25 protein-coding genes and 1 other annotated feature are annotated in these 25283 nt (G+C 46.5%); of the genes, 19 read left to right on the top strand and 6 right to left on the bottom strand.

The window, feature by feature from the left end:
- Positions 1-72 precede the first annotated feature (72 nt).
- Positions 73-240 (top strand): hypothetical protein, encoded by a 168-nt coding sequence (locus QP794_RS28810; protein ID WP_285080137.1) that lies wholly within the window; start codon positions 73-75, stop codon positions 238-240.
- 68 nt (positions 241-308) lie between these two features.
- On the opposite strand, the gene QP794_RS28805 is transcribed toward QP794_RS28810, so the two are convergent.
- On the bottom strand, positions 309-1562 hold the full coding sequence (locus QP794_RS28805; RefSeq protein WP_285080136.1) for a cytochrome P450: 1254 nt from the start codon (positions 1560-1562) through the stop codon (positions 309-311).
- A gap of 201 nt (positions 1563-1763) precedes the next feature.
- Between QP794_RS28805 and QP794_RS28800 the strand changes: the two genes are divergently transcribed.
- The 4 genes from QP794_RS28800 to QP794_RS28785 all read left to right on the top strand — a co-directional run bounded on the left by QP794_RS28800 (position 1764) and on the right by QP794_RS28785 (position 3508).
- Positions 1764-2198: a hypothetical protein gene (locus tag QP794_RS28800; RefSeq protein ID WP_285080135.1), complete on the top strand. Its 435-nt coding sequence runs from the start codon at positions 1764-1766 to the stop codon at positions 2196-2198.
- A gap of 36 nt (positions 2199-2234) precedes the next feature.
- Positions 2235-2549, top strand: a complete 315-nt coding sequence (locus tag QP794_RS28795; protein WP_285080134.1) for a hypothetical protein — start codon at positions 2235-2237, stop codon at positions 2547-2549.
- Positions 2550-2623: 74 nt separating this feature from the next.
- Positions 2624-3169 (top strand): PadR family transcriptional regulator, encoded by a 546-nt coding sequence (locus QP794_RS28790; protein WP_285080133.1) that lies wholly within the window; start codon positions 2624-2626, stop codon positions 3167-3169.
- 39 nt (positions 3170-3208) lie between these two features.
- Positions 3209-3508 carry a Dabb family protein gene (locus QP794_RS28785; RefSeq protein ID WP_285080132.1) on the top strand — a complete coding sequence of 100 codons (300 nt, stop codon included), beginning with the start codon at positions 3209-3211 and terminating at the stop codon, positions 3506-3508.
- A gap of 141 nt (positions 3509-3649) precedes the next feature.
- Here QP794_RS28785 and QP794_RS28780 read toward each other — a convergent pair whose 3' ends face one another.
- Positions 3650-4273: a YczE/YyaS/YitT family protein gene (locus QP794_RS28780; RefSeq protein WP_285080131.1), complete on the bottom strand. Its 624-nt coding sequence runs from the start codon at positions 4271-4273 to the stop codon at positions 3650-3652.
- A gap of 382 nt (positions 4274-4655) precedes the next feature.
- On the opposite strand from QP794_RS28780, the gene QP794_RS28775 reads away from it, so the two are divergent.
- The 6 genes from QP794_RS28775 to tyrS all read left to right on the top strand — a co-directional run bounded on the left by QP794_RS28775 (position 4656) and on the right by tyrS (position 11918).
- Positions 4656-5456, top strand: a complete 801-nt coding sequence (locus tag QP794_RS28775; RefSeq protein WP_285080130.1) for an HAD-IIB family hydrolase — start codon at positions 4656-4658, stop codon at positions 5454-5456.
- A gap of 78 nt (positions 5457-5534) precedes the next feature.
- On the top strand, positions 5535-6173 hold the full coding sequence (locus tag QP794_RS28770) for a sugar O-acetyltransferase (protein WP_285080129.1): 639 nt from the start codon (positions 5535-5537) through the stop codon (positions 6171-6173).
- Between the two features lie 290 nt (positions 6174-6463).
- Positions 6464-7780 carry a nucleobase:cation symporter-2 family protein gene (locus QP794_RS28765; protein WP_285080128.1) on the top strand — a complete coding sequence of 439 codons (1317 nt, stop codon included), beginning with the start codon at positions 6464-6466 and terminating at the stop codon, positions 7778-7780.
- A gap of 350 nt (positions 7781-8130) precedes the next feature.
- Positions 8131-9603, top strand: coding sequence for a protein adenylyltransferase SelO (locus QP794_RS28760; RefSeq protein WP_285080127.1), 1473 nt, complete (start codon positions 8131-8133; stop codon positions 9601-9603).
- Between the two features lie 96 nt (positions 9604-9699).
- A complete protein-coding gene (locus tag QP794_RS28755; protein ID WP_285080126.1) occupies positions 9700-10161 on the top strand; it encodes an Imm63 family immunity protein in 462 nt (153 codons plus the stop codon).
- A gap of 156 nt (positions 10162-10317) precedes the next feature.
- Positions 10318-10539 (top strand) — a binding site (T-box leader).
- Positions 10540-10658: 119 nt separating this feature from the next.
- Positions 10659-11918, top strand: a complete 1260-nt coding sequence (gene tyrS, locus QP794_RS28750) for a tyrosine--tRNA ligase (protein WP_285080125.1) — start codon at positions 10659-10661, stop codon at positions 11916-11918.
- A gap of 155 nt (positions 11919-12073) precedes the next feature.
- On the opposite strand, the gene QP794_RS28745 is transcribed toward tyrS, so the two are convergent.
- The 4 genes from QP794_RS28745 to QP794_RS28730 all read right to left on the bottom strand — a co-directional run bounded on the left by QP794_RS28745 (position 12074) and on the right by QP794_RS28730 (position 14280).
- The gene (locus QP794_RS28745; RefSeq protein ID WP_024630486.1) at positions 12074-12352 is read right to left on the bottom strand and encodes a YxcD family protein; all 279 of its coding nucleotides are present in this window, start codon (positions 12350-12352) and stop codon (positions 12074-12076) included.
- 5 nt (positions 12353-12357) lie between these two features.
- Positions 12358-12864 (bottom strand): hypothetical protein, encoded by a 507-nt coding sequence (locus QP794_RS28740; RefSeq protein WP_024630485.1) that lies wholly within the window; start codon positions 12862-12864, stop codon positions 12358-12360.
- A gap of 99 nt (positions 12865-12963) precedes the next feature.
- The gene (locus tag QP794_RS28735) at positions 12964-13530 is read right to left on the bottom strand and encodes a PadR family transcriptional regulator (RefSeq protein ID WP_024630484.1); all 567 of its coding nucleotides are present in this window, start codon (positions 13528-13530) and stop codon (positions 12964-12966) included.
- 186 nt (positions 13531-13716) lie between these two features.
- A complete protein-coding gene (locus QP794_RS28730; RefSeq protein ID WP_024630483.1) occupies positions 13717-14280 on the bottom strand; it encodes a beta-class carbonic anhydrase in 564 nt (187 codons plus the stop codon).
- Between the two features lie 226 nt (positions 14281-14506).
- Between QP794_RS28730 and QP794_RS28725 the strand changes: the two genes are divergently transcribed.
- The 8 genes from QP794_RS28725 (at position 14507) to mutS (ending at position 25283) form a co-directional block, all read left to right on the top strand.
- Entirely contained in the window at positions 14507-16021 is a 1515-nt protein-coding gene (locus QP794_RS28725; protein WP_285080121.1) for a carboxypeptidase M32, read from the top strand.
- 146 nt (positions 16022-16167) lie between these two features.
- Entirely contained in the window at positions 16168-17172 is a 1005-nt protein-coding gene (locus QP794_RS28720; RefSeq protein ID WP_285080120.1) for an ABC transporter substrate-binding protein, read from the top strand.
- 30 nt (positions 17173-17202) lie between these two features.
- Positions 17203-17997 carry an ABC transporter ATP-binding protein gene (locus QP794_RS28715; protein WP_285080119.1) on the top strand — a complete coding sequence of 265 codons (795 nt, stop codon included), beginning with the start codon at positions 17203-17205 and terminating at the stop codon, positions 17995-17997.
- 38 nt (positions 17998-18035) lie between these two features.
- Positions 18036-18827 (top strand): ABC transporter permease, encoded by a 792-nt coding sequence (locus tag QP794_RS28710; RefSeq protein WP_373456216.1) that lies wholly within the window; start codon positions 18036-18038, stop codon positions 18825-18827.
- A gap of 458 nt (positions 18828-19285) precedes the next feature.
- A complete protein-coding gene (locus QP794_RS28705; RefSeq protein WP_079349269.1) occupies positions 19286-20263 on the top strand; it encodes an aromatic acid exporter family protein in 978 nt (325 codons plus the stop codon).
- A gap of 75 nt (positions 20264-20338) precedes the next feature.
- Complete coding sequence (locus tag QP794_RS28700; protein WP_079349268.1) at positions 20339-20899, top strand: outer spore coat protein CotE; 561 nt, start codon at positions 20339-20341, stop codon at positions 20897-20899.
- A 113-nt stretch (positions 20900-21012) separates the two neighbouring features.
- Entirely contained in the window at positions 21013-22263 is a 1251-nt protein-coding gene (locus tag QP794_RS28695) for a putative amidoligase domain-containing protein (protein ID WP_285080118.1), read from the top strand.
- A 200-nt stretch (positions 22264-22463) separates the two neighbouring features.
- The gene (gene mutS / locus QP794_RS28690; protein WP_285080117.1) at positions 22464-25283 is read left to right on the top strand and encodes a DNA mismatch repair protein MutS; all 2820 of its coding nucleotides are present in this window, start codon (positions 22464-22466) and stop codon (positions 25281-25283) included.

Genomic DNA, 25283 nt, shown 5'->3' with positions numbered 1-25283 from the left:
GTACCCGCTGCCTTCAAGGCATTGGGGCACATTGGTTTCAATGAAGCCCGACCAACAAGCTCTTAATGCAATGTGGCAAGCGCTTCTGGTGTAAAAGCTTATTTGGCAACTATGCTAAGCTGGTCCATCTATGGGGTGACGTATCGCTGGAATTTGGAAGAAAGACAGCAATCCCCGGCTGAGTTGGCTGATCAGGTAGTTCCTTTTCTGTTGAACGGGGCCGGAATACTGAATAAATAACGCCATAGAAAAAGAGCAGATGATCTGCTCTTTTTTTGTTATCTATAAGAAAATTCTACAGGATTGCATTATTTATATAGTTTAAGCGGCAAATGATTTAAGGATTGTCCGACGGCAGCTGGAACAAGGTTGTCCTCCAGAATAAATCCCTCCACGTTCTCAATGCGTGAGAAGGTCTGAATGAAGGTAGAGAGTGCGATTTTGGCCTCTAACCGGGCAAGTGGTGCGCCAAGACAGAAGTGTGTGCCATACCCAAAAGAAATCTGTTTGTTATTGTTGGAACGATGAATATTGAATGTGAATGGATCTTCAAATACGCGTTCATCCACATTGGCTGCACTCATCCATGCAACAATGGCATCTCCTTTTTTGAGATCAATCCCCAGCAGGTTGTTGTCTTTTTTGACCATACGATCCATCTTGCTGATGTTGAAACGGTATCTTAGCATCTCTTCCACCGCGTTCGGAATCAGCTCGGGATTTTTTCTTAACTCAGCATAGACTCCTGGTTGGTCATACAACATGGCATAGAACGAATTGGCGAGCAGGATACTCGTCGTTTCCACACCAGCACCCAATATAAACATCGTTGTCCGTACGATCTCTTCATCTGAAAAGTGGTCGCCATCTACCTCTGCCCGGATGAGATCAGATATGATATCTTCTCCCGGATTTAATCTTTTGGCGACAACGACAGGATACAGGTATTTGAAATATTCTTCTCCGGCCGTTTTTTTCATTTCGTTAATTTCAGCAAAGGTGGCATGGGTGGAGGGCAGAAAGAGCTGGTTAACCCATTCCTTGAACAAATGATGATCCTTCGAGGGAACGCCCAGCAGATCTGACATGATCATGACGGGGAATACGCTCGTATATGCCTCGACGATATCCACGACAGGTTGATCAGCAAACTTGGCTACCAGTTGTTCGGCAAGTGCCTGAATCCGTGGTTCCCACAACCGCAAGCTTCTTGGCGTAAATGCGTTGGCAAGTAATGATCTCCGTTTACGATGTTCCGGTGGGTCCACATTATGAATATCCAATCGATCCGGGATATGATGTTCCCCTTCGTTGTTGTTATCATCCTCGCTGATATACCCTACATTAACAATGGTTCTTTGGCGTTCACTGGAGAAATGCTCATGGTCATTAAGGACCGTTTTCACAAGATCATACCCAAATACATGCCATGAATCGGACGCTTCATTATAAACGACAGGGTCTTGCTTCAGCATGTGGCGATACCAATGGTGAGGACTGAATTCGTCTTCCTTGGACTCAAAGTCGGTCATTTCGGATAAAGAAATAATCGGGTTGCTCATTCCTTACGCCTCCTTGGTTCGAAGATTGGGTGAATCTGATCATGAGGTCCTGCTTGATCGGATAGCAGATAGGGAGCGGGCCATGATATCTATCTTCTTTAAACTATCCTTGTTGACAAATATAACAAACCAGAATACTTTAATTCAAGTATAATAAATAGAAATTTGATTGATGAATCGAATCCAACAACCGTTACAAGCATGATGAAAACGGTCTCCACAGAAATCACAGCCGGACTTCAAGCGCAAGTTCAATCCCAGAGCTTCGAGGGTGTGCTAAACAGTATGCAGGTTCCTGCGGATCAATCCAAACAGATTGTGGAAGCCGCGATGGGGAAAGTTTCCTCCAATCTGGTTATGACCAATCCGCAACCAGCAGGAATGCAAAATCAAATGGCCCCGATGTTTATCACCATGGCACTCTATGTAGGAGCGATGATCTATTCCATGCAAAGTGTGGGCGGATTAAGATCATTGCAACAACAGATGGGAAAATGGAAGGCTTTTTTCTCCCTTCGTCTGGTTAATCTGCTCATCTCACTGATCGCTCCACTGATTGCCATAGGCATATATTTTATGGTTCAAGGGTATGGGATGGAGACATTTATGAAACTATGGTTACTACACAGCGTTTAGCTGTTCGTTTGCATTGAATTTACAAGTATCTTTATCATGCTGCTGGGTCAGGGAGGCATGCTGATTAACTTGCCGATTCTGCTCAGTCAGACGATTGCTAATGGCACAACCATGCCTCCCGAGATGATGCCAGGATATTTCAAATTCATGAGCCATATCACACCGATGTTCTATTCGACTCATCTGGACTACAATATACTCTTTGGTGGGGGGAAAACCTCGGATTACGGAATGGGTTTGGCGTTGGTTGGTCTTGCAGCATTGGCAATCAACATCGTAATTCATCAGTTCAAAAGTGCCCGCCAAACCGATGCTGTGAAGGAGACTGTACAACAGTCTGTTATGGTTTAAAATAGAGAGAGAGGGCCGGTTCGTTGTGCTTCACTGTACTCGCCCTCTGGATTAGCAGAAATGGGGGCAGTCACATGTCGATTCAAATTTTTATACTTGGAACGTTAAGCGAGGAACAGTGCCATCCCTATGATATTAAGAAGAGAATTCTTAAACATCTGGATCAAACCGATGCCAAAGTAACGGAAGGCACGATTTATTATAATTTTGAAGTATTGCTGAAGAAGGGCCTGATCGAGAAAATCGAAATTATACAAACCGATAATCGACCAGATAAAACAACTTATGGTATTACTGAAAAAGGACGAGATGCCTTGCAAGAGAGGATCTATGCGGCTTTTCAAAAATTCACGAACGTGCAATCCCTCTATGCAGCGCTGGTCAATCTGGATAAGGTGGACTTACACAAGATTGCATATCTGATTGAGGATATTCTTCGTAAACTTGAAAAAAGAATTGCTTATATTGAACGTGATAGACCAGAGATTGAAGAGTTCGAGGTGGATTTGAAAGAAACATTGTCATTAATGAAAGATCATGCCTACCACTCCATTCAGAAGGATATCACCTGGCTGCAGAAGCTGCTGCATCATGTTCAGAGCAGAGCTTTGAAGAAATAGGCAAAACACTTAAGAAATGTAGACAGGAGGAATGAAGAAATGTTCGAACATTTGGTTGTATTTAAATTCAACGATAAAATTACACCTGAGAAGCAGCAAGAATTGGTGAATCAATTATTGTCCCTGAGGGAAGAGATTCCGGGAATCACAGCATTGACTGCGGGAATTAACGTGACTGAGGAGACCGATAATATTCAAGGTTATACACTTGGACTAAGAGTTACTTTTACAGATCAGGAAGCTTTGCGTTCCTACGGTCCCCATCCTGCCCATCAGGCATTCGTAGCTTCGCTCGAAGGTTGGGTGGAAAATGTGATCGTAGTCGACTACCCGATCTAAAAGTTGGTTTCTGGGTGCCGAAAGCCGGAGACATAAATAGCGTCACAATCGAAGTCGCCAATAGGCGACTTTTATTATTTTGAGTAAGGTCCAAATGGTGGTCCAGATGCTGACACAAATCCATTTGGATATGCAATATTTCTATGATTTCTGGGCTGTAATGACGTTATTACGATTCAATCTTCCCATGAAAAAATGAAGGATGGCTCCACCGAAACATACAGTCAATACGGTTCCGATCCCAATGGGCCCTTGAAACAAAAAGGCGAGAATCAAAAAAACAATATAGATCAACGTTCTGGAGTACATCACACTTTTTTTCGTTAAGAGCTGAATGATGACCATTAGATGATCGACGGGTATACGAGCAAAGCGAGCACGTAGATACATAGCTGTACCCCATCCGGAAACAAGCATGCCGACAATAAAATAAATGAAGTTGACAAAGTGTCCTACCTGAAGCCAGTGTCCAATAACCCAGAGCCAGGTATCGATACACAAACCTGTTGCAAAAGCAGTAAGCAATCCCTTGAATTCAGGTTTCTGTCTAATGAGGACAGCATTGAGAAAAATCATGATCAGGGCAAGCAAAATCTCCCAACTTCCTACAGTAAGCCCCACATGCACGGATAACCCCACCAACAAGGCATCAAAAGGAGAGACGCCAAGCCCGGCTGTTATGGTTAATGAGATGCCCAGGGATAGAAGGATAATTCCGGTCCAAAAGTCAACAATTCTAGGTGATCTATGTATAATGCGATTCATGCCAGAGCGTTACATCCTTTCCAATAAGCACTTTTCTATATAATAAATCAGTTTTTATATGTTGTAAATGCAACATTTTACACCTCTTTAGGACAAAGGTTTACTGATGAATATCAGATAAGTTGATCTCACTACCTAAACATTGATAAGAGAGATGGTGTTGACATGGAACCAGTTACATGAAATACAATGATGTTGTAGTAGATCGGCTCCCTGGGATTGACAAAGCGTGCCTCTCACTACATTATTTTATAGACACTTTATAAATAAACATTATAAAGTATATATATATTCTTCTTACTTCTGAACTTATTTGAGAGGGCGGTATGGGGTGGAATAAATGACACTACATTCTGGCAGCCACTAATTGGAGGAACTATTTATGATTAAACTTGTTGTTACTGATTTAGACGGTACTTTTCTCAACAACCGGGGTTTGTTCGATACCAAGCTTTTTACTGATGTGCATGAACAAATGCAGAAGAAAGGAATTATTTTTGCTGCATGTACGGGAAAACAATGTGAGCGTGTGGAGAAATTGTTCGGGGAGCACGGAAAGGGAATCTGGATTCTTGGAGACAGTGCTGCCCGAATCAAGAAGGACGGAAAGGTTGTGAAGGAATTCAGCATCGAGCGGGATATCGCTCTGAGCGCTATAGAAGAGATTCAGCGGTTCGCTGATAACATGACCATAATTGTATGCGCGAGCAATGCTGCATATGTGCATTCTTCCATCCCTGAAGACATGTACAACGTTATTAAAGGCTCCTATGAACATGTCATTAAAATCGGTTCCTTCTCAGAAATCGATAGCCCGCTCATTAAAATTACGGTGTATGATCCTGAAGAGAGGAGTAGTGCACTGAGAAAGCATGTTGAATTAACGCTGGATGGACAAATCTACATCGTGGATTCAGAAGCGAGATGGCTTGATATTACGGAACTGCACACACATAAAGGCGAGACGGTAAAAAAACTGCAAGAAATGTTGGGCGTAACAGCCGAAGAAACAATGTCATTTGGGGATGGAGAGAATGATGTGGAACTGATGGCCATTGCTAAATATAGCTTTGCGGTTAGTAATGCCTGTGAAAATACTAAAAAAGCGGCAAGTTTCATTACCAAATCTAATCAAGAGAATGGAGTTCTTATTACGATTCAAAAAATGATGGACCTGTTCTAGATTTATGCAGTTACGAAATAATATTTATATGATCGGAATCATACTGAATGTCAAAAAAGGATAACAGGAGCTGAAAATATGACTGAAGAAGAACGCATATTGAAGGGGATTTTATTTAGTCCGAGTGATTCAGAATTGAAAGCGCTGAAACGGCGTTCGCATAAACTAAGCAATCAATATAGCCGTACATTTGAGGATCAGGTCGAGGAACGAGAATTGTTATTGAAGGAGCTGCTTGGTCGAAAAGGACAGGGCTGCTTCATGCAAGGACCGATTTTCTTTCATTATGGAGTGCATACCGAAATCGGTGATTATTTCTTTGGCAACTACAATCTCACCGTTCAGGATGATGCGAAAGTCACCATTGGTAATCATACGAGTTTTGGGCCCAATGTGACCATTGTTACGCCAATTCATCCCTTCATCGCTTCGGAGCGCCGGCAGATGTTGGATCAACACGGTACACCCAAATCTCTTTGTTACGCCAAGCCTGTCACTATTGGAAACGATGTATGGTTATCTGCTAACGTAACTGTATGCGGTGGGGTAACAATTGGAGACGGATGCGTAATTGGGGCAGGCAGCGTCGTGACGCAGGATATCCCGGAGAACTCTTTTGCGGCAGGTGTACCGTGCAGAGTCATTCGTAAAATCACTGAATCAGACAGTATGCGATACAAACCGGAAATATTAGCGGATTGTCGTGTGATAGAATAAATGTTTTGAGGTAGGAATGTTGGCCCCTGTCATGGAGCGAACCATTTCTGCCTCTTTTTAATCCTGCTGGAACACTGTGTCACCCTTTACGTGTAATTTAACATGACATGAAATGAGCGTGAGCTACTTTCACTTTGTATAACATGCCCAAAAACATCGATTCTCTTTATATCCTCCAACAATCTTATGTTATGAATCATGGAACTTCCCCCAATTGTTTATATAATGTGAATCAACATAACATGATTTGCAGCGGTAACTGGATTCTAAATTACAGGGGGCAGGTTGGGATGAGAGAAACCAAGAGAATGAGGATTTTTTCACTGGGAATTCAGCACGTATTGGCGATGTATGCCGGGGCCATTTTGGTTCCGCTGCTTGTGGGAAGGGCGCTAAATCTGACTGCTGAACAGCTCGCGTATCTGGTATCCATTGACTTGTTAACCTGTGGGGTTGCAACCTGGCTTCAGGCACGCAAAGGAAAGTATCTGGGGATTGGATTGCCGGCGGTTTTGGGAAGCTCATTTGTTGCCGTGACACCCATGATTGCGATTGGCTCACAATACGGGATACCTGCCATTTACGGTTCCATTATCGCAGCAGGGATATTCATCGTCATATGTGCTGTCTTCTTCAGTAAAATCGTCAAACTGTTTCCTCCTGTCGTAATCGGCACGGTGGTAACCATTATCGGTCTGGCGCTGATTCCGACGGGTATCAAGAACATGGCGGGCGGAGCAAACAGCGAGAATTTCGGAAGTCTGGATAACTTGGCGCTTTCATTCGGTGTGTTACTTTTTATTCTCATACTAAATCTCTATGCTCGCGGTTTTGCTAGATCCCTCGCAGTTCTCCTCGGCATTATTGTGGGTACCCTTGTTGCTGCTCTCATGGGGAAAGTCAATTTCGCTTCCGTGCAGGGAGCCTCCTGGTTTCACTTGCCGCAGCCGTTTTATTTTGGATGGCCTACCTTCGAACTGGGCCCTATTATTACAATGATTATCGTAGGTACGGTTGTTATTATTGAGTCGACAGGTGTATTTATGGCTCTAAGCAAAATCTGTGATCAACCGATTAACGAAAAGGATCTGGCACGAGGGTATCGTGCGGAAGGGTTGGCGTTTGTCCTTGGCGGTATTTTCAATGCCTTTCCGTATAACACATTTGCCCAGAATGTCGGTTTGGTTCAGCTCTCCAAGGTGAAAACGACCAATGTGGTTGTTGCGGCCGGAGGCATCCTGATATTTCTCGGGCTCATCCCCAAAGTTGCGGCATTTGCAACGATTATCCCCAGCGCGGTGCTTGGAGGGGCAACGGTGGTTCTGTTCGGCATGGTGGTCTCATCCGGGATTAAAATGCTGCAACATGTGGATTTCAGCAAGCAATCCAATCTGTTGATCGTTGCTTGTTCGGTTTCCCTTGGTCTTGGTGTAACAGCTGTACCTGATCTATTTGCCCAGCTGCCTCAAAGTATTCGCATTATTGTCGGTGATGGCATTATTACAGGTAGTCTGTGCGCTATCCTGCTCAATGTTTTCTTTAACCTCGGATTTAAAAAGGAGAGTCTGCCGGTACAGCCCGTTCAGGCCCAAGAAGCACATACTTAATTTAGTTTTATTTACAGGCTTGTGACTCACAAGAATGGACCCAAGGCGGTTTCAACTGCGGTGGAATGACGGATTCTGACTCATTCACCAAAGAAACCTCTTGGGTTTTTAGTATGATTGGGATTGGGAAACAATATTGGGTGGGGCTATTCAACAGTCATCGTAAAAATCACGAAAGTTACTGTTAGGATGAATGCAAAAGGGATATAAATATGCTAAAGTTTCATCATGAACATGTTACATGTTCTTTCTGTTGAATTTCCATGCGACTACATAAATGAGCATTGGTTCACAAGGCTAAAATAAAACCAGGGATGTACCCTAGTTACAGAAAAGGAGTTGTGATCACCATGCAACAAGAAACACAGAAAAAAGGATGGCATTTTGACAATAGTTATGCGCATTTGCCACAGGTTTTTTTTACAAAGCAGGGAGCGGTACCTGTTCAATCACCAAAGATGATCATCTTCAATACATCACTTGCTACCAGCTTGGGATTAAATGCTGAGGCTCTCAATAGTGCTGAAGGAGCGGAGGTCTTCGCAGGTAACCTGATTCCGGAAGGAGCCGAGCCTCTGGCTCAGGCATATGCGGGTCACCAGTTTGGCAATTTTAACATGCTTGGTGATGGACGGGCTTTGCTGCTGGGAGAACAGCTTACGCCGCAAGGCGAGCGAGTGGATATCCAGCTCAAAGGTTCGGGAAGAACCCCTTACTCTCGCGGAGGTGATGGACGTGCTGCCGTTGGGCCAATGCTGCGGGAGTATATTATTAGTGAAGCGATGCATGCACTGGGCATTCCAACCACGCGAAGTTTGGCAGTCGTTTCGACTGGAGAAAACATTATACGTGAAACAGAACGACCTGGTGCAATCCTGACGAGAGTGGCTTCAAGCCATTTGCGTGTAGCAACCTTCCAATACGCTGCCAGATGGGGATCAATCGATGATCTCAAAGCTTTGGCTGACTACACACTGCAACAGCATTTTTCGGATATCGCCGAAGCCGACAATCGTTACCTCCTGCTGCTTCAGGAAGAGATTAAGCGACAGGCATCACTTATTGCCAAGTGGCAACATGTTGGTTTTATTCATGGTGTAATGAATACGGATAACATGGCGATTAGTGGTGAAACAATCGATTATGGTCCTTGTGCTTTTATGGATGCTTATAATCCAGCGACGGTATTTAGCTCCATTGACACACAAGGCCGGTATGCCTATGGCAATCAACCGTATATTGGTGGCTGGAATCTGGCTCGGTTTGCCGAGACGCTTCTGCCACTGCTGCATGAGGATGAAGAACAGGCCGTTCAAATCGCCCAGGATGCCATTGCACAATTCTCTGAGTTGTATCACCACTACTGGCTTTCGGGCATGCGGAGCAAGTTGGGCTTGTTTAATGAAGAGGCTGAGGATGAAGCGCTAATCAGGGATCTTCTTGAATTGATGGAGAAGCATATTGCCGATTACACGAATACGTTCGTGGCGCTGACCTTTGACACACCGCTCAAGGGCTCACTGTTGTTGGAAACTCCAGAGTTTGAGCAGTGGAATGAGCGGCGTACGGCAAGATTGGGCAGACAGCAGGAAGGAAAAGAAGCATCACAACAATTGATGAGAAACAGCAACCCGGCGGTCATTCCCCGGAATCATCGGGTGGAAGAAGCGTTGGAACAAGCAGAGAATCACGGGGATCTCAGTGTGATGGAGAAGCTTCTTGCAGTGCTTTCAAACCCGTTTGCACACTCTCCTGAACAGGCTGAATACGCAGAATTGCCTGCTCAGTGCAATACCTCCTATCAGACGTTCTGCGGGACCTGATTGGAGAAATGCTGGGAAGAGGCTGCCATTTGGCAGCTTTTTCATTATCATGCCAAGCACAATAGACGTGTGTGACTTTTTTAGGTGGGTGATTTCATGACGGATATACAAAGCAAACCAGAGATTGCAAAAACGTTATTACAGTTGCTTGAGCGGACATCCTTCCACAGGGAACAGTTGGAAAAGTATGTCAATCGATTGTTTGACGCCTTTAAATGGGAAGGCGTTCCATATATTGAGACCGAAAATGATGTGTATGTTGTTCGTATATACGAACGGGGTATTGTCATGCTGGAGAAACGGTTGAACCAGACGGATGAAGTCATCTACTGGCTGCTGGGGGATATCATTTTTACGGCGGCGCATGTAGAATTGCTGGAACAGCATGGTGTGGATAATAAACAGATACACTTGAACTATACGGGCGAAGTGATGCAAGAACTGGAACGAAGTGTTGAGAAGGCTTTCCAACAGATCGGTAATCCATACTTACATTGGCATAAGACGGGTAAACGACAGGAGCTGGAGAGGCTGAAACCAGGAGGTGAGCGTCTTTAACAATGGTTTTAGCCATATGAATATGATCACGGGAAGTTGAACATGATGACTTTATAAGTTTGGAGCAAGCACTGATCTGATGTTCTATCTTAAGTTTGCTTACTTGCCCTTGCAATCATATTAACGTTCGGCTATACTGGCTATAAATTGAATACATGAATTACGTTGATAGAGCGCAGTAGCGGCTTTGTCCCTGTTACAGAAAGTCAGGGGTTGATGGAACCTGATACATACAAGGGCTGCGAATTACACTCTGGAGTACTTGGGTAATGCCAAGCGGAATGGCAAACGATATTTTGCCGAAAGCGGTATGGACAGCGTATAAGCTGTTGTCTGTGCAAGTTGGGTGGTACCACGGTTATGATAATCGTCCCTATGTCTATTGAAGACAAGGCGGCGATTTTTTTGTGTCCAAAAAAGCCTCGCCCGGCTTAGCTGCTTGTGAATTAACGTAGATCATGGCCTAATACCAATGCATAGAGAAGGGGTTGTTTGTTTTGAATATTATTGATGAACTGGAATGGCGCGACGCCATTAATCAACAAACGGATGCGGAGGGTCTTCGTGAGCTAACCGAGACGACATCGGTTTCGCTGTACTGTGGGGTTGACCCAACAGGAGACAGTATGCACATTGGACATTTGATTCCGTTCATGATGCTAAAACGTTTCCAACTCGCCGGCCACCGCCCGGTCATTTTGATTGGTGGGGCAACAGGAACTATTGGTGATCCGAGTGGTCGTCAATCGGAACGTTCCCTGCAAACGATGGAAGAGGTACAAGCGAACGTAGACGCACTGACTGCCCAAATGAAAAAGCTCTTCGTAACCGATGGCGACAATCAGGTGCGCATGGTCAACAACTACGACTGGACGCATAAAATCAATGTAATTGAATTTTTACGTGACTACGGTAAAAACTTTAATCTGAACACGATGCTGGCGAAAGATGTCGTTGCGAGCAGACTGGAAGACGGCATTTCGTTTACCGAGTTTTCCTACCAGATTCTCCAATCGCTCGATTACCTGCACCTGTTCCAACATGAGAATGTACAGCTGCAAATCGGCGGTTCCGACCAATGGGGCAATATTACAAGTGGCCTAGACCTCATTCGTAAAAAGGAAGGGTCCGAAGCGAAAGCCTTCGGTCTGACGATTCCGTTGATGCTCAAATCCGATGGAACGAAATTCGGTAAAACCGCAGGTGGAGCCATTTGGCTTGATCCAAACAAAACGACTCCATTCGAATTCTACCAGTTCTGGGCAAATACGGATGATCGTGACGTGATCAAATACCTGAAGTACTTCACGTTCCTGAGCAAAGAAGAAATTGAAGCCTTGGCTGAAAAGGTAGAAACGGAGCCGCATAAGCGTGAAGCACAAAAGGCACTCGCTGAAGAAATGACGAAGTTTGTTCACGGTGACGATATGCTGGAGCAGGCGAAACGCATTACCGCAGCACTGTTCAGTGGAGACATTCGTTCCCTTACAGCAGACGAAATCGAGCAGGGCTTCAAGGAAATGCCGACCTTCGAAACCGATGGAGAAGCGAAAAATATTGTTGACTGGCTCGTGGACCTTGGGCTGGAGCCATCCAAACGTCAGGCGCGTGAGGATGTCACCAAAGGGGCTATCACTATGAATGGTGAGAAAGTTACGGAGCTGGAATTCACGGTCTCTGCGGAGCACGCAATCGGCGGTAAATTCATCATCATCCGCAAAGGCAAGAAAAACTACAGCCTGGTGAAATTGAAGTAGCAAGAGGATTACAGAGTATGATTCGGGGGAAGGTAGAGGCAAAAGTTAAATCTTCTTCCCCAGCAACACAAAAGGACCGTCCCCATTCATGTCAGTGACATGATGGAGACGGTCCTTTATGCATGCCATCCGCAAATGGCTTATTAGTTATTAATTTATTGATTCACAATCGCTGTGATTTCTTCATCCAGATCAAGTCTTACATTCTCACGGTAAGCCCGAATGTCGTATTCACTGTGCAGGTAGCGCAGGATCGCTTCAATCATGTTAGATTCGACCAGATACTGACTGCGGCCTTGAATCCAAACTTCAGCGGAATATCCCGTATCTTCTTCCCAGCTCAGTTCCACATTGACATCGGTCGGGCGTACACCCTTGCGTTCAGCCATGTGAATACAAATCGCGTTTACAATTTCATCCATGCTTAGAACCATAGAGATTAGTACCGTCCGTTTCTGTTGCGGTCATCATCATCACGATCATTTTTGCGGTCATAGCGACCATCGGCTGCTGGTTTACGGCGATTCGTAATGGCTCTGAACAGGGCCATCGCGAGCATCACGATCAGCATAATTGCGGCTACGTTTACGAGCAATCCAAGAATGTTACCCAAAGCTCCCATGCCGCCGAACAATCCGCCGAACATCATACCAGCAAGACCGCCCAGCATCATGCCTTTCATAAATCCACCGCCACCGCCGAAGAATCCGCCACGGTTGGTTGTAGCTGCTCCAGTGCTGGAGTTGTTATTCGTATTTGATTTGCTCACATTACTGTTGGAATCGGACTTCTTAGGTGTGTTAGTAAAGCTTTTTGTTCCCGATTTGAAACCGCCACCACGTCTAGCATCGGCAGAATCCGGATTTGCGACTCCGACTGTTGCGAACAATAATGTAAAGGCCATGAAAACCATCATAAGATGTTTGATTCCGAATTTTTTCTTCATTGTAAAGATCGTAACCCCCCGATTAATTTGTTTGAATCACCCAAAATTGGGCCTTACTCAAGTAATACGGTCAACTTGCAGGAACGTTTCAAAATTTGTTTAATTTTCTGAATGAGTTGGACAAGGATCCTGAATAGCGGCCTGACCATCGAGTAGTTGAGTAACCCAGTTACACCATTCGATGCCCGTTTGTGCGTTCATCAACCCTTTTTGTACCAGAATGTAGCTTCCGAATTCCCGACTGCCTACTCGCAAATTATCCTGAGGGATACGGGACTTCAAATCCTCGAAATAACGGATGCGTTCCAAAAACCAGTTTTTGCGCTCGTTCAGAATGCGTCTCATGCTTCCATCTTCGGCAATGCCTACACATAAAATACGCAGATTGAATTCGTCACGCGTAACCGGAGCGGTTACGGGAGTGATCATCCAATCCAGCAGTTTTTCAATACCTTTTTCCGTGACTGCATACATTTTTTTGTCCGGTTTGTCAGACTGTTGCACCCAGCGGGAGGCTAAAAGCTCATCGTTTTCCATTTTGGAGAGGAGGGGATAGATCTGACTGTGTTTAGCCTGCCAATGTGGCTGGATTTTCAGCATTAGATCATAGCCTGATGACTCCTCGCGGGTAAGAAGCCCGAGCAATCCGTAGGAAAGTATGTTCATGCACATGTCTCCTTAATATTAGGGCTGGGCCAGCGAAAACAAATGCAAATTGTTCTCATTGACCGCTTTCATAAAAGTGTACACTGAAACTGTATGGTTTGACAACCTGACAGAACAACTGCCTCAATTTAGACAAAAAAGAGTGCGGACCCGGAGGTCAGCACCCAAACCATTTTAGAGAGATGTCTATTGCCCATAGCCCTCTGCGACAAGATCAAGTTCACCTGTATAGGAGTCGATGACCATGCCGTGTACGGGTACATTGGGCGGAAGCAATGGATGTTTCTTGATCACTTCCACAGTATGTTTTACCCCTTCTTCAACGCTGTCAAACCCGCGCAGCCACTTTTGCAAACGAATGCCCGAGTTCTCCAGCGTGCTCATGACTTCCTCAGACACACCCCGTTCGACCATATGTCCAATCATGGTCTCTGCGTGTAGGGAAGCCATACCACATTCCGTATGTCCAACAACCAGTACTTCATCGGCACCAAGCTCATAGATGGCGACAAGAACACTACGCATAACAGACCCGAAAGGTTGAGAGATAATTGCGCCAGCGTTTTTGATAATTTTCACATCGCCATTCTTCAGGTTCATGGCCTTGGGCAGCATTTCCACCAGACGGGTATCCATACAAGTGATGATGACCATCTTTTTGGTTGGAAACTTGCCAGCCGTATACTTTTCGTATTCTTTAGTCTCGACAAATGTTTTGTTGTAAGCCAGAATCTCTTGAATGTTGTTCATGTCCATTGCCTCCTGTTATCCAATACGATGAGCACAGCCACTTGCATCCAATGCAGCTTGTCCTACGTCCTTTGGTTTCATTTATTATATCACGGTCAGCAAATTGCATTATTCCGCGATTTAGAGGAATAATGCAATTTGCATCTGTCAAAAGTTGATTATACGCATTGCAAAAAGTATCATCAATAGGGAATCCAACTTTTTTTTGAAGAGGTGAACGTTAATAATGGAACAACAAGCACAGCAACAGCTGGAATCCTTCCGTAATCTGGCTCGCAAAATCAAGAGTTATCATGAAGCCATTGGTTTGCTTCACTGGGATCTGCGCACAGGTGCGCCCAAAAAAGGTGTACCAACACGTTCGGAAACACTTGGAATGCTGTCTACCGAAGCATTTAAGCTGCAAACCTCGGCTGACATGAAATCCTACCTGGATACATTAACAAGTCCAGAGGTGCTGGAACAGCTGGAAGATATCGACCGCCGTCAGGTGGAAGATTGTCAGAAAGAATATGATCGCAGTCAGTCCGTACCACCGGAAAAAGTACAAGCGTATACCGTACTTACCGCCAAATCGGAAACGGCTTGGGAAGATGCCAAGCATAATAGCGATTTTGCAGGGTTCTCTCCTTACCTCACCGATATTGTGAAGCTCAAGCAAGAGTTCATAGACTACTGGGGTGTGAAAGATACTCGGTATGATACCCTTCTTGATATGTATGAGCCGGAACTGACCGTTGAAAAGGTAGATGCGGTATTTGCCCGTCTCAAAGCGCGTTTGGTGCCCCTGCAAGAGAAGATGAATGCGTCGGGCAATAAGCCGAACACGGAGTTCCTGAACCAGCTGTTTGACAAGGAACAACAGGAAAAATTCAGTCTGTTTATTCTGGGACAAATGGGTTATGACTTCGAAGCTGGAAGACTCGATGAGAGTGTTCACCCGTTCGCAACAGGCCTGAATCCGGGTGATGTGCGAATCACGACGAACTATTTGCAAGATGATGTGACGAGTGCGGTCTTCAGTTCACTGCACGAAGGTGGACATGCCTTGTATGAACAAAATATTGACGACAATCTGGCAGGTACTCTTCTTGCCGAAGGGACGTCCATGGGTATCCACGAATCCCAGTCGCGCCTCTGGGAAAATATGATTGGCCGCAGCCTTCCATTCTGGACGCGCTATTATAAAGATTTGCAACAGCACTTCCCTCAATTAAGCGAGGTAGAACTGGAAGACTTCTACCGGGCAATTAACCGGGTTGAAAGCTCTCTGATCCGGATTGAAGCCGATGAGCTGACGTACAATCTGCATATCATCATTCGTTATGAAATTGAGAAAATGCTGTTTAACGAAGGCCTGGAAGTCAAGGACCTGCCAGAGACATGGAATGCCAAATACAAAGAGTATCTTGGTGTGGTGCCGCCGAATGATGGTATGGGTGTGCTTCAGGATGTTCACTGGTCGGGCGGTGACTTTGGTTACTTTGCTTCTTACTCGCTCGGCAATATGTATGCTGCACAGATCCTACATACACTGCGCAAAGAAATGCCGGAGTTCGATGCCCATATTGCCGAAGGTAACCTAATTCCCATCAAGGAATGGTTAACTGACAAAATTTATCGTTATGGCAAAAGTCGTACCCCTTCCGAATTGATTGTGGCCGTAACGGGTGAAGAGTTGAACCCGGACTATTTGGCAGACTATCTGGAAGCAAAATATACCGAGATTTACAAGCTGTAGGACAGCTATAACATCAACATATAATTTTGAAGAGCGGGGCAGAATTGCCCGGCTCTTCTTTTGCATGCAAGTTCTTAACCTTTTGTTAGGCATCAGCATATCCATAGTAGAGAGAACAGCTGAAACCAGTGAAGGAGGGAAATATCATGAAATACACGCCCTGGTTCATCCGGGCCATCGTCATTTTGCTCATTATCATTGTGGCTCTCACCAGCTGCAATAAAGATAAGGATGTAAACAAAATTACGATTGGCGAAGTCACACGTTCTGTGTTTTACGCACCGGAGTATGTGGCTGTGGCCCAAGGTTTTTTTGAGGAGCAGGGGCTTGAAGTGGACATTCAGACGACGGCTGGCGGAGACAAAACGATGGCAGCATTACTGGCTGGCTCAGTAGACATCGCATTGGTAGGAGCAGAGACGTCTATTTATGTCTACCAACAAGGCGCAGAAGATCCGATTATTAACTTTGCTCAGCTTACACAGACGGACGGAACGTTTCTGTTTGCTCGTAATCCCGATGGCGAATTCAATTGGGATCAACTGAAACAGAGTACATTCCTTGGACAAAGAAAGGGTGGCATGCCTCAAATGGCAGGCGAATTCACGCTGAAAAAACATGGCATCGATCCGCAGAATGATCTGGAATTGATTCAAAATGTGGATTTTGCCAACATTGCTTCTGCATTCGCTTCAGGGACGGGGGATTACGTGCAGCTGTTTGAACCTCAGGCGTCCATCTTTGAGAAAGAGGGTCGCGGCAAGGTTGTAGCCTCGTTTGGAACGGAAAGTGGCCATCTGCCTTACACGGTCTTCATGACCAAACAAAGTTATATCCATGATAACAAGGACATCGTTCAGAAGTTCACAAACGGCTTGCAAAAAGCACAAACTTGGGTAGATTCCCATACGGCTGAAGAAATCGCTGAAGTGATCAAGCCCTACTTCAAAGATATTGATCCGGCCATTTTGATAAGCAGTGTGAACCGTTACAAGGAACAGGGCACATATGCAACCGATCCAGTCATTGATGAAGATGAATGGAATAACTTGCTGGACGTTATGAGTGCTGCGGGAGAACTGAAACAGCGGGTGGATTCTCAAACGATTGTCGATAACTCCTATGCAGAGCAAGCAGCATCAACGAAGTAACCAGGTATTCAGGAAAGGACGTGAGCATGTATGCCTGAATCCGAAACGGTGATCAGACTGGAAGGGATTTCGCAAGTCTATGTCAGCGAGCGCGAAGCATCACTGGTTATCGAGAATTTGAATCTTCAGGTCGAACAGGGAGAGTTCGTAAGTCTTGTCGGCCCAAGCGGATGTGGTAAAACCACATTGCTGTCGATCATCGCCGGGCTGCTCACACCGACCACTGGCGAGGTCAAGGTTAAGGGGAAACGTATCGAAGGTCCATCTGCTCAAATCGGCTATATGCTGCAACAGGACTATCTGTTTCCGTGGCGTACCATTTTGGATAATGCCCTGATTGGACTTGAACTGACAGGTACCCTTAATGAACAGAGTCGTGAGCGTACGCGTGAGCTGTTGGCAGGTATGGGGCTTGCTGGCACCGAAAGCCAGTATCCTTCCGAGTTATCCGGGGGCATGAGGCAACGGGTGGCTTTGGTACGTACACTGGCTACGGACCCGGGAATACTGTTGCTGGATGAACCCTTCTCCGCACTCGATTATCAAACCAAGCTGCAGCTGGAGGATCTGGTTTCGGACACATTGAAGAAATCCGGCAAAACTTCGGTGCTTGTCACCCATGATCTGTCGGAAGCTATTGCCGTCAGTGATCGCGTCATTGTGCTGGATCGCAATCCGGGTCGCATTCGGCGAGAGTTCATCATTCCAGAAGATTTGCGGAATGCACAGCCTTTTTACGCAAGGGAGCAGCCGGGGTTCAATGAGCTGTTTCAGGCGTTATGGAGTGAACTGGATCAGTCCGGAGGAGGTGAGAAGAACGGGTGAATCAGACGAACCAGAAGCAGGAAATGCGTGATAAATGGATGAGACAGCTGCACCAAAGCCATATTCAGCAGGTTGCCAGATGGCGACATAAAGTGCTGGCGGTGCAGCTGTCCATGCTGGTGTTTATGTTTTTGCTGTGGGAACTGGCGGGAAGGCTGCGCTGGATTGATGTGCTTTTGTTCAGTTATCCCAGCAAAATTTTTAATCAGATCTGGAAGGACATCGTCAGTGGAGAACTATGGGCGCATGTCGGGGTAACCGTAGGGGAAACGGCAGTCGGCTTTTTGCTGGGGACACTCGTCGGAACACTGCTTGCGGTTCTGATCTGGTGGTCTCCTTTTTTGTCCAAAGTGCTTGATCCCTATATGGTCGTGTTCAACAGCATGCCAAAGGTCGCGCTGGGTCCCATCTTTATCGTCATGTTTGGTGCAGGATTTACGGCCATTGTCATGACGACTTTGTCAATTACAGTTATTATTACTACACTTGTTGTGTATAACAGTTTTAATGAAGTAGATCAGAACTATATTAAGGTTATCCGTACGTTTGGTGGTGATCGCTCCGAAATTTTCACCAAAGTAGTATTGCCCGCTTCCTTCCCTGCCATTGTTTCTACCTTAAAAGTAAACGTGGGGATGGCCTGGGTCGGTGTAATTGTGGGTGAATTTCTGGTCGCCAAGCAAGGGCTGGGCTATCTGATCATTTATGGATTTCAGGTATTCAACTTTACCCTTGTTTTATCGAGCCTGCTGATTATTGCGGCTGTCGCCACAGCGATGTACCAGCTCGTTGTATATGTAGAACGCAAGCTGCTGGCAGGACGCAGATAATGGTGTGAAGCATTGTGCGTGTATAAAAAATCATTCACAATATGTATACAATTTCACAAGAGGTGTCACGTTGCCCGAACCCGTAAAATCAAGTACCATACAATTACGAATATTCCGCGCAGTCCGGAATGAATGCGACGATTGGAGAAGAGGGCCTAGAGGCTTTTCGTCGCATCAATCAAATTGCCTGCGTCCCTCATCCGGGGCGCGTTATTGTGACCGACATGCATGCGCATGTCGGTTGATGCCGTTTATGAGTTTAATAGGTAATGGAGATATGCTGTTCTTGCAAATACAATTCTTTTGATTAGAGAAGAAATGGTTTTTGGCAGGATGTGTAATACTATGGATATGATATAGAACAGTAGACGCTATTAGGCAGTGGACAGGCGTTCACCTGGATAGGTATGGCTCGCTTGCTTTGACATTTTTGCAGCTTAGAGGAGAGGGAATGTTAGATGGGTTTTAGGGTAATTAAAACCGCAATCGCCGCGCTGATGGCCGTGCTGATTGCGGACTGGTGCGGCTTGCCTGGACCAACATCAGCTGGCTTGCTAGCCATTCTTGGCGTTGATGTAACACGAAAAAGAAGTATTCGCACCATATCTGCCAGATTCTTCGCTTCCGTAGTGGGGCTTTTATTTGCAAGTGTACTTTTTCACTTTCTTGGTTTCCATTACTGGGTACTGGCAGTCTACATACTAATTGCGTTTCCCGTTATCGTTCGAGCCGGATTCAAGGAAGGTATTGTGACGGGATCTGTCGTTGTGTTCCGGGTATTTGGCGGCGGTGAGATGGATGTTCATGTGGTTTTGGTACAAATTGGACTGCTGCTGATTGGTCTCGGTTCCGCGATGGTTGTCAATCTGGCCTATATGCCGGCTGCGGACCCGCAGATGCTGCGTATTCGCAAAAGAATTGATGAATTATTCTCGGTCATCTTCAAGGAGTTTGCAGCTACACTGCGCAATCCGAATGAAGTGTGGGCAGGAAAAGAGCTGATTGAAGCCGATAAGGCGGTGCTAGGCGGCATTGAAGCGGCCAAACGCTCGTTGGAAAATCAGGTCATCCACCCGAACGAGGGATGGAGTGTCTACTTTTATATGCGCAAAACGCAACTGGATTCCATCCAACATATGATGCATCTCGTATCCCAGATCTATCAGAAGATGCCGCATGCGGAAATGGTATCGGAGCTGTTCGACCAGCTCAGTCAGGATGTACTCACTGAATCTTACACCGGACGCACAGAAAAACTTCTCGCAGATGTGCAAGAAGAATTCAAACGAATGGAGTTGCCGGATACAAGGGAAGAATTCGAGATTCGTTCCGCGATTCTCCAGCTGTGCCGGGAACTCGCGCTGTATCTGAAAATAGCCAAGAAGGACAAAGCACCGTCTCCGATATCGGACCGGTCCCAATCTACAAATGAATAATAGAAAATAGTTGTCACCCTAGACGGATGCCCTGCATACACTTGTAAAGAATGATTGTATGGAGGAGGTTTAAAGATGTCATTGAGTCATAAACATCAATGTAGAGAGATCATCACGAAGGCGATCTGCGGCAAAGGTCGTAAGTTCTCTACCGTAACACATACCGTGACTCCGCCACATGGTCCGACCAGTATTTTGGGGGCTTGGATTATCAACCACCAATATGAAGCCGTATCAGCGGGGGACGGAATTGAAGTTATTGGTACTTACGATATCAACATTTGGTATTCCTATGACAAAAACTCACAGACGGATGTAGCCAAAGAAACGGTGTCGTATGTAGAGCATGTGCCTTTGTCCTATCTGGACCCGAAACACCGGGCTACCACGGTAGAGGTATCTGCGGATGCAACGCAGGAACCAAGCTGTGTGGAAGCCACGGTGTCGGCAGGTGGAGGCAGCGTAATTATCCGGGTAGAACGGGAATTCGCTGTTGAACTGGTCGCCGAAACCAAAGTTTGTGTGAAAGTGTGCACGGATGGCTGTGGAGATTACGAAGACAAGGATTATGACTTCGGCAGTGGAGATGGAGATTATGACGATCTCGATCCTGACTTGCTTGACGATGAGCTGTAAGCTTAGCGTTCTTAATTCATAAACTTAAGGTATCATATGCGCCGCGAGCGGCAGTGAAGAGGGCGTAAGCCCTCTTTTTTTCATTTTGGGCGAGAAACGGGAGGATGGACAGGATGAATGTGATGGAAGAGGCCGAGGAGGCGGTGCGCCGATATGAACGCATGCTCCCTCGCGAACGGACAAATCGCCTGAAACGATCCGGGATTGAAGTGCTTGCTTCGCAAGGCAGGCGTGATCGAGAGTTGGGATTGCGTGTTCGTTACGATGTAGAGATATGCTGTCTGCAAGCGATCCGTATCAAACGTAGGGACACCAGCGGTATGGGTGGAGCGCAAGAAAGTGTACTGGATCGCGAAGCCGCATCAACGTTGTTCAAACGTATTGAACGGCTTGCAACCAAAACCTTGTACACAGTTGGACTGGATCACGGTGCAGTAAGACTGGAAGCCTCTGGAAAGAGCGGTTGTGCAGTCATTTCGATTAACCCAAAGCCATGGAAGGGCATGACTGATCTCTCTGCCATGTATCGTGCAGGCTGGAAGCAGCTTCAGTCTGAGCTGGATGAAGAACGGCATCATAATGCAGCCCCGATACTTGGAATGGACCCCGAGTTCCTGCTTGTGCAGATGCCAGAGTCCAAAATCGTGCCCGCCTCCAGATTTCTCGAACGAACAGGCGTAGCTGGCTGCGATTCTGTGACGATTGGTGGACGACGAATATATCCTGTAGCCGAACTGCGACCTGCCCCAAGCTCTGAACCGCGTGAACTGCTCGCTCATCTGATGAGAGCCTTTGCGGCCGCATCCCGAAGCATTAGTGATCATTCGCTGATCTGGCAGGCAGGGGGAATGCCCCAACGTGGATTGCCACTCGGTGGACATGTTCATTTCAGTGGCGTTACGTTAAACGGGGAGCTGCTGCGTGCACTTGACAATTATCTGGCATTGCCACTCGCTGTTCTTCAGGACCCGCGAGGTTCTGGCAGACGTCCACGTTATGGGGCATTGGGGGACTTTAGGCTGAAATCCTACGGTGGATTCGAATACCGCACTTTACCCAGTTTTCTGGTATCTCCTCTGGTTGCCAAAGGTGTCGTTGCTCTGGCTGGTCTTATCGCAAGAGACTATCAGCAACTGCGTCAACGTCCATTGGCGAAGGAGGATATTCATACTGCTTTTTATGAGGGGAACCGTGAGGTGATGCAAGCGTATATTCCGGCATTGCTGGATGACCTGACGAAAATGGATGGTTTTGAACGTTATGAACAATACGCGGCTCCTTTAATTAGCCAGCTAAGACAGGGTAGGACATGGGACGAGAGTCGGGATATACGTAAACTCTGGAATATTCGAGCAGGTTCATGAAGAGTGGGCACTTTTTTGGTATAATGAGAAATAAGTCGATTTTGATCATCGTTACGGAAGAAATGGATCAGCAACCTGTGAGGGACGCGGCGGATGGCCGAAACATGAGGCGGTGGCACGAATCAGTTGCCTGACCGCCTTATTGCTCCTTCCGGTACAGCGTCTCTTCCTGACAACATTGGAACGGATGGAGGATACTCATGGCTCAGTATACGCCAATGATTCAACAATATTTGCAAGTGAAGGCCGAAGCGCAGGACGCTTTTCTTTTTTTTAGATTAGGTGATTTCTATGAATTGTTCTTTGAGGATGCGGTCAATGCTTCCCGTGAGCTTGAAATTACATTAACTGCACGCGCAGGAGGGGGAGAAGATAAAATCCCGATGTGCGGCGTGCCTTATCATTCGGCTGACAATTACATACAGCGCTTGATTGAAAAAGGATACAAAGTGGCCATCTGTGAACAGATGGAAGATCCAACAGTAACCAAAGGCATGGTACGGCGTGAAATTGTACGAGTCATTACACCGGGAACGGTGATGGAAGGCAAGACATTGGGGGATAAGTCCAATAACTATATGGTTTGCCTGACTGGAAACCAGAACACACTTGCACTGGCGGCCTGTGACTTGTCTACTGGGGAACTCTACGTGACCTCAGTTCCATACTCCCAAGAGTGGCTCAAGGATGAAATCGGGATCTACGAACCTTCGGAACTGGTGGGGGATGCTGCGCTGCTGGATACGGTGGCTACTCAGGCATCTCCAATCGGTCGACCTGTGGTGTACACACCGTGGACGAAGAGTAAAGAAGATTTGGTGCGTCAGCAATTCGGCGAAGCGGTATGGGCACGTCTGGAGCCTGAACGCCAAGCGTGTATAGCGCGTCTTTTCTCCTATTTAAGTGAGACACAGAAACGTTCACTCGGACAATTGACACAGGTTTCAACGTATGAGCCTGACCACTTTATGATACTGGACCCGTTTACTCGGCGTAACCTGGAACTGGTGGAAACCGTACGTGAGCGTTCCAAAAAAGGTTCGCTGTTATGGCTGCTGGACCGCACAGAGACGTCCATGGGTGCACGAATGCTGCGTCGTTGGGTAGATAAACCCTTGCTGCAAAAAGGCAAAATCAATGAGCGTTTGGAAGCGGTAGATACACTGTATAACCAGTTTATATTGCGGGAAGATCTGCGTGCTGAACTCAAAGACATCTATGATTTGGAACGTCTGGTAGGTCGAATTGCCTTTGGTAACGCTAACGGACGGGATCTGAATGCACTCAAGCTGTCATTGGACAAAATTCCGGGGCTGCGTCAGTATTGTGAAGATTCGCCTTCCACAACCCTGCAGCACATTGCTAGTGTTATGGATGATTGCAATGATTTGCGAGATGCAATCGGTCAGGCGATCGTTGATGAGCCGCCTGTGTCGGTCCGAGATGGTGGCTTAATTCGCGAGGGCTATCATGAGAGGCTGGACGAGCTCCGAGAAGCATCGGTGAATGGCAAGCAGTGGATTGCAGAGCTGGAAGCCAGAGAGCGTGAAGCGACCGGCATTCGTTCTCTGAAAATCGGTTACAACAAAGTATTTGGATACTATATTGAAATTACCAAGTCGAATCTGGCTTCTTTGCCGGAAGGCCGTTATGAGCGGAAGCAGACCCTTGCCAATGCCGAGCGTTACATTACGCCCGAACTGAAGGAGAAGGAAACACTGATTCTCGAAGCGCAGGACAAGATGGTCGATATTGAGTACGGCTTGTTCGCGGAATTGAGGGAACGGCTCAATCAGGAGATCGCCAGGCTGCAGAAGTTGGCTGAGCTGGTCGCAGAGATTGATGTGTATCAGTCCTTTGCGGTCATCAGTGCAGAGCGCAATTTCGTAAAGCCTACATTGACTGATGGATATGATCTAGTCGTCGAACAGGGACGTCATCCGGTGGTTGAAGCGGTGATGCGAGATGGAGCTTTCATCGCCAACAATACTGCAATGCAGAAGGACGAGGCGCACATTCTGCTGATTACCGGTCCGAATATGGCGGGGAAAAGTACGTATATGCGGCAGGTGGCACTGATTTCGATTCTGGCTCAGATTGGCTGTTTTGTGCCGGCAGGACAAGCTGAAGTGCCGATCATGGATCGCATTTTCACACGAATTGGTGCAGCAGACGACCTCATTGGCGGGCAAAGTACGTTTATGGTGGAGATGGCTGACATTCAGGTGATGACGGATAAAGCAACACCACGCAGTCTGATTATTATCGACGAATTGGGACGTGGAACATCCACTAGTGAAGGTATGGCCATTGCTCAGTCCGTTATTGAATATGTGCATGATATCATTGGCTGCAAAGCGCTTGTATCGACTCATTTTCATGAGCTTGCTCATCTGGAAGAGAGTCTGGACAAGTTGGCGAATTACTCCATGGCCGTTCAGGAGAGTGGGGACAAGGTTAATTTCCTGCGCAAATTGATTGCAGGGGCAGCCAGCAGCAGCTACGGAATCTATTGCGCACGGCTTGCAGGTTTGCCAGACAGCATCATTGAGCGGGCAAATGGCTTGCTGCACGGTTTCGAACATGCGGCTGCCCAGGTTGCAGTCGGCAGCGAATATGCAGGCAATAGCAAACAGCAGATTGGCGTTGATGTGCGAGGCGGTGCGGAGTTCCAGGCTGCAGATCACTCGTCATTGATCCGGGAGAGCGAGTCTGCGGTACCTGTTGAGTTCACAGTTTTGAGTGAAGATTCAGCAGGTAAACAACACGACAAGAAACAACACGAAAAGAAACAAAACGGTAAGCAGCAGTCGGGCTCCAAACATGCGGACGTGGTTCAACTGTCCATATTTGGTGATGACGAGCCAAGTGTAACTGCGAAACCGGATGTGGTTGCGGTTGACAAGCCCGCCCGGGAGTTTATCCGTCATATGAAAGATATTGATGTCATGAACATGACGCCGCTTCAAGCGATGCAGATATTGAATGATCTTAAGTTGAAGGCACAGCAATTATCCTGA

The organism is Paenibacillus sp. UMB7766-LJ446, assembly GCF_030226665.1.
Lineage (GTDB): Bacteria > Bacillota > Bacilli > Paenibacillales > Paenibacillaceae > Paenibacillus > Paenibacillus vandeheii.
The sequence above is the reverse complement of the archived record's forward strand: the minus strand, read 5'-3'. Positions and strand labels throughout refer to the sequence as shown.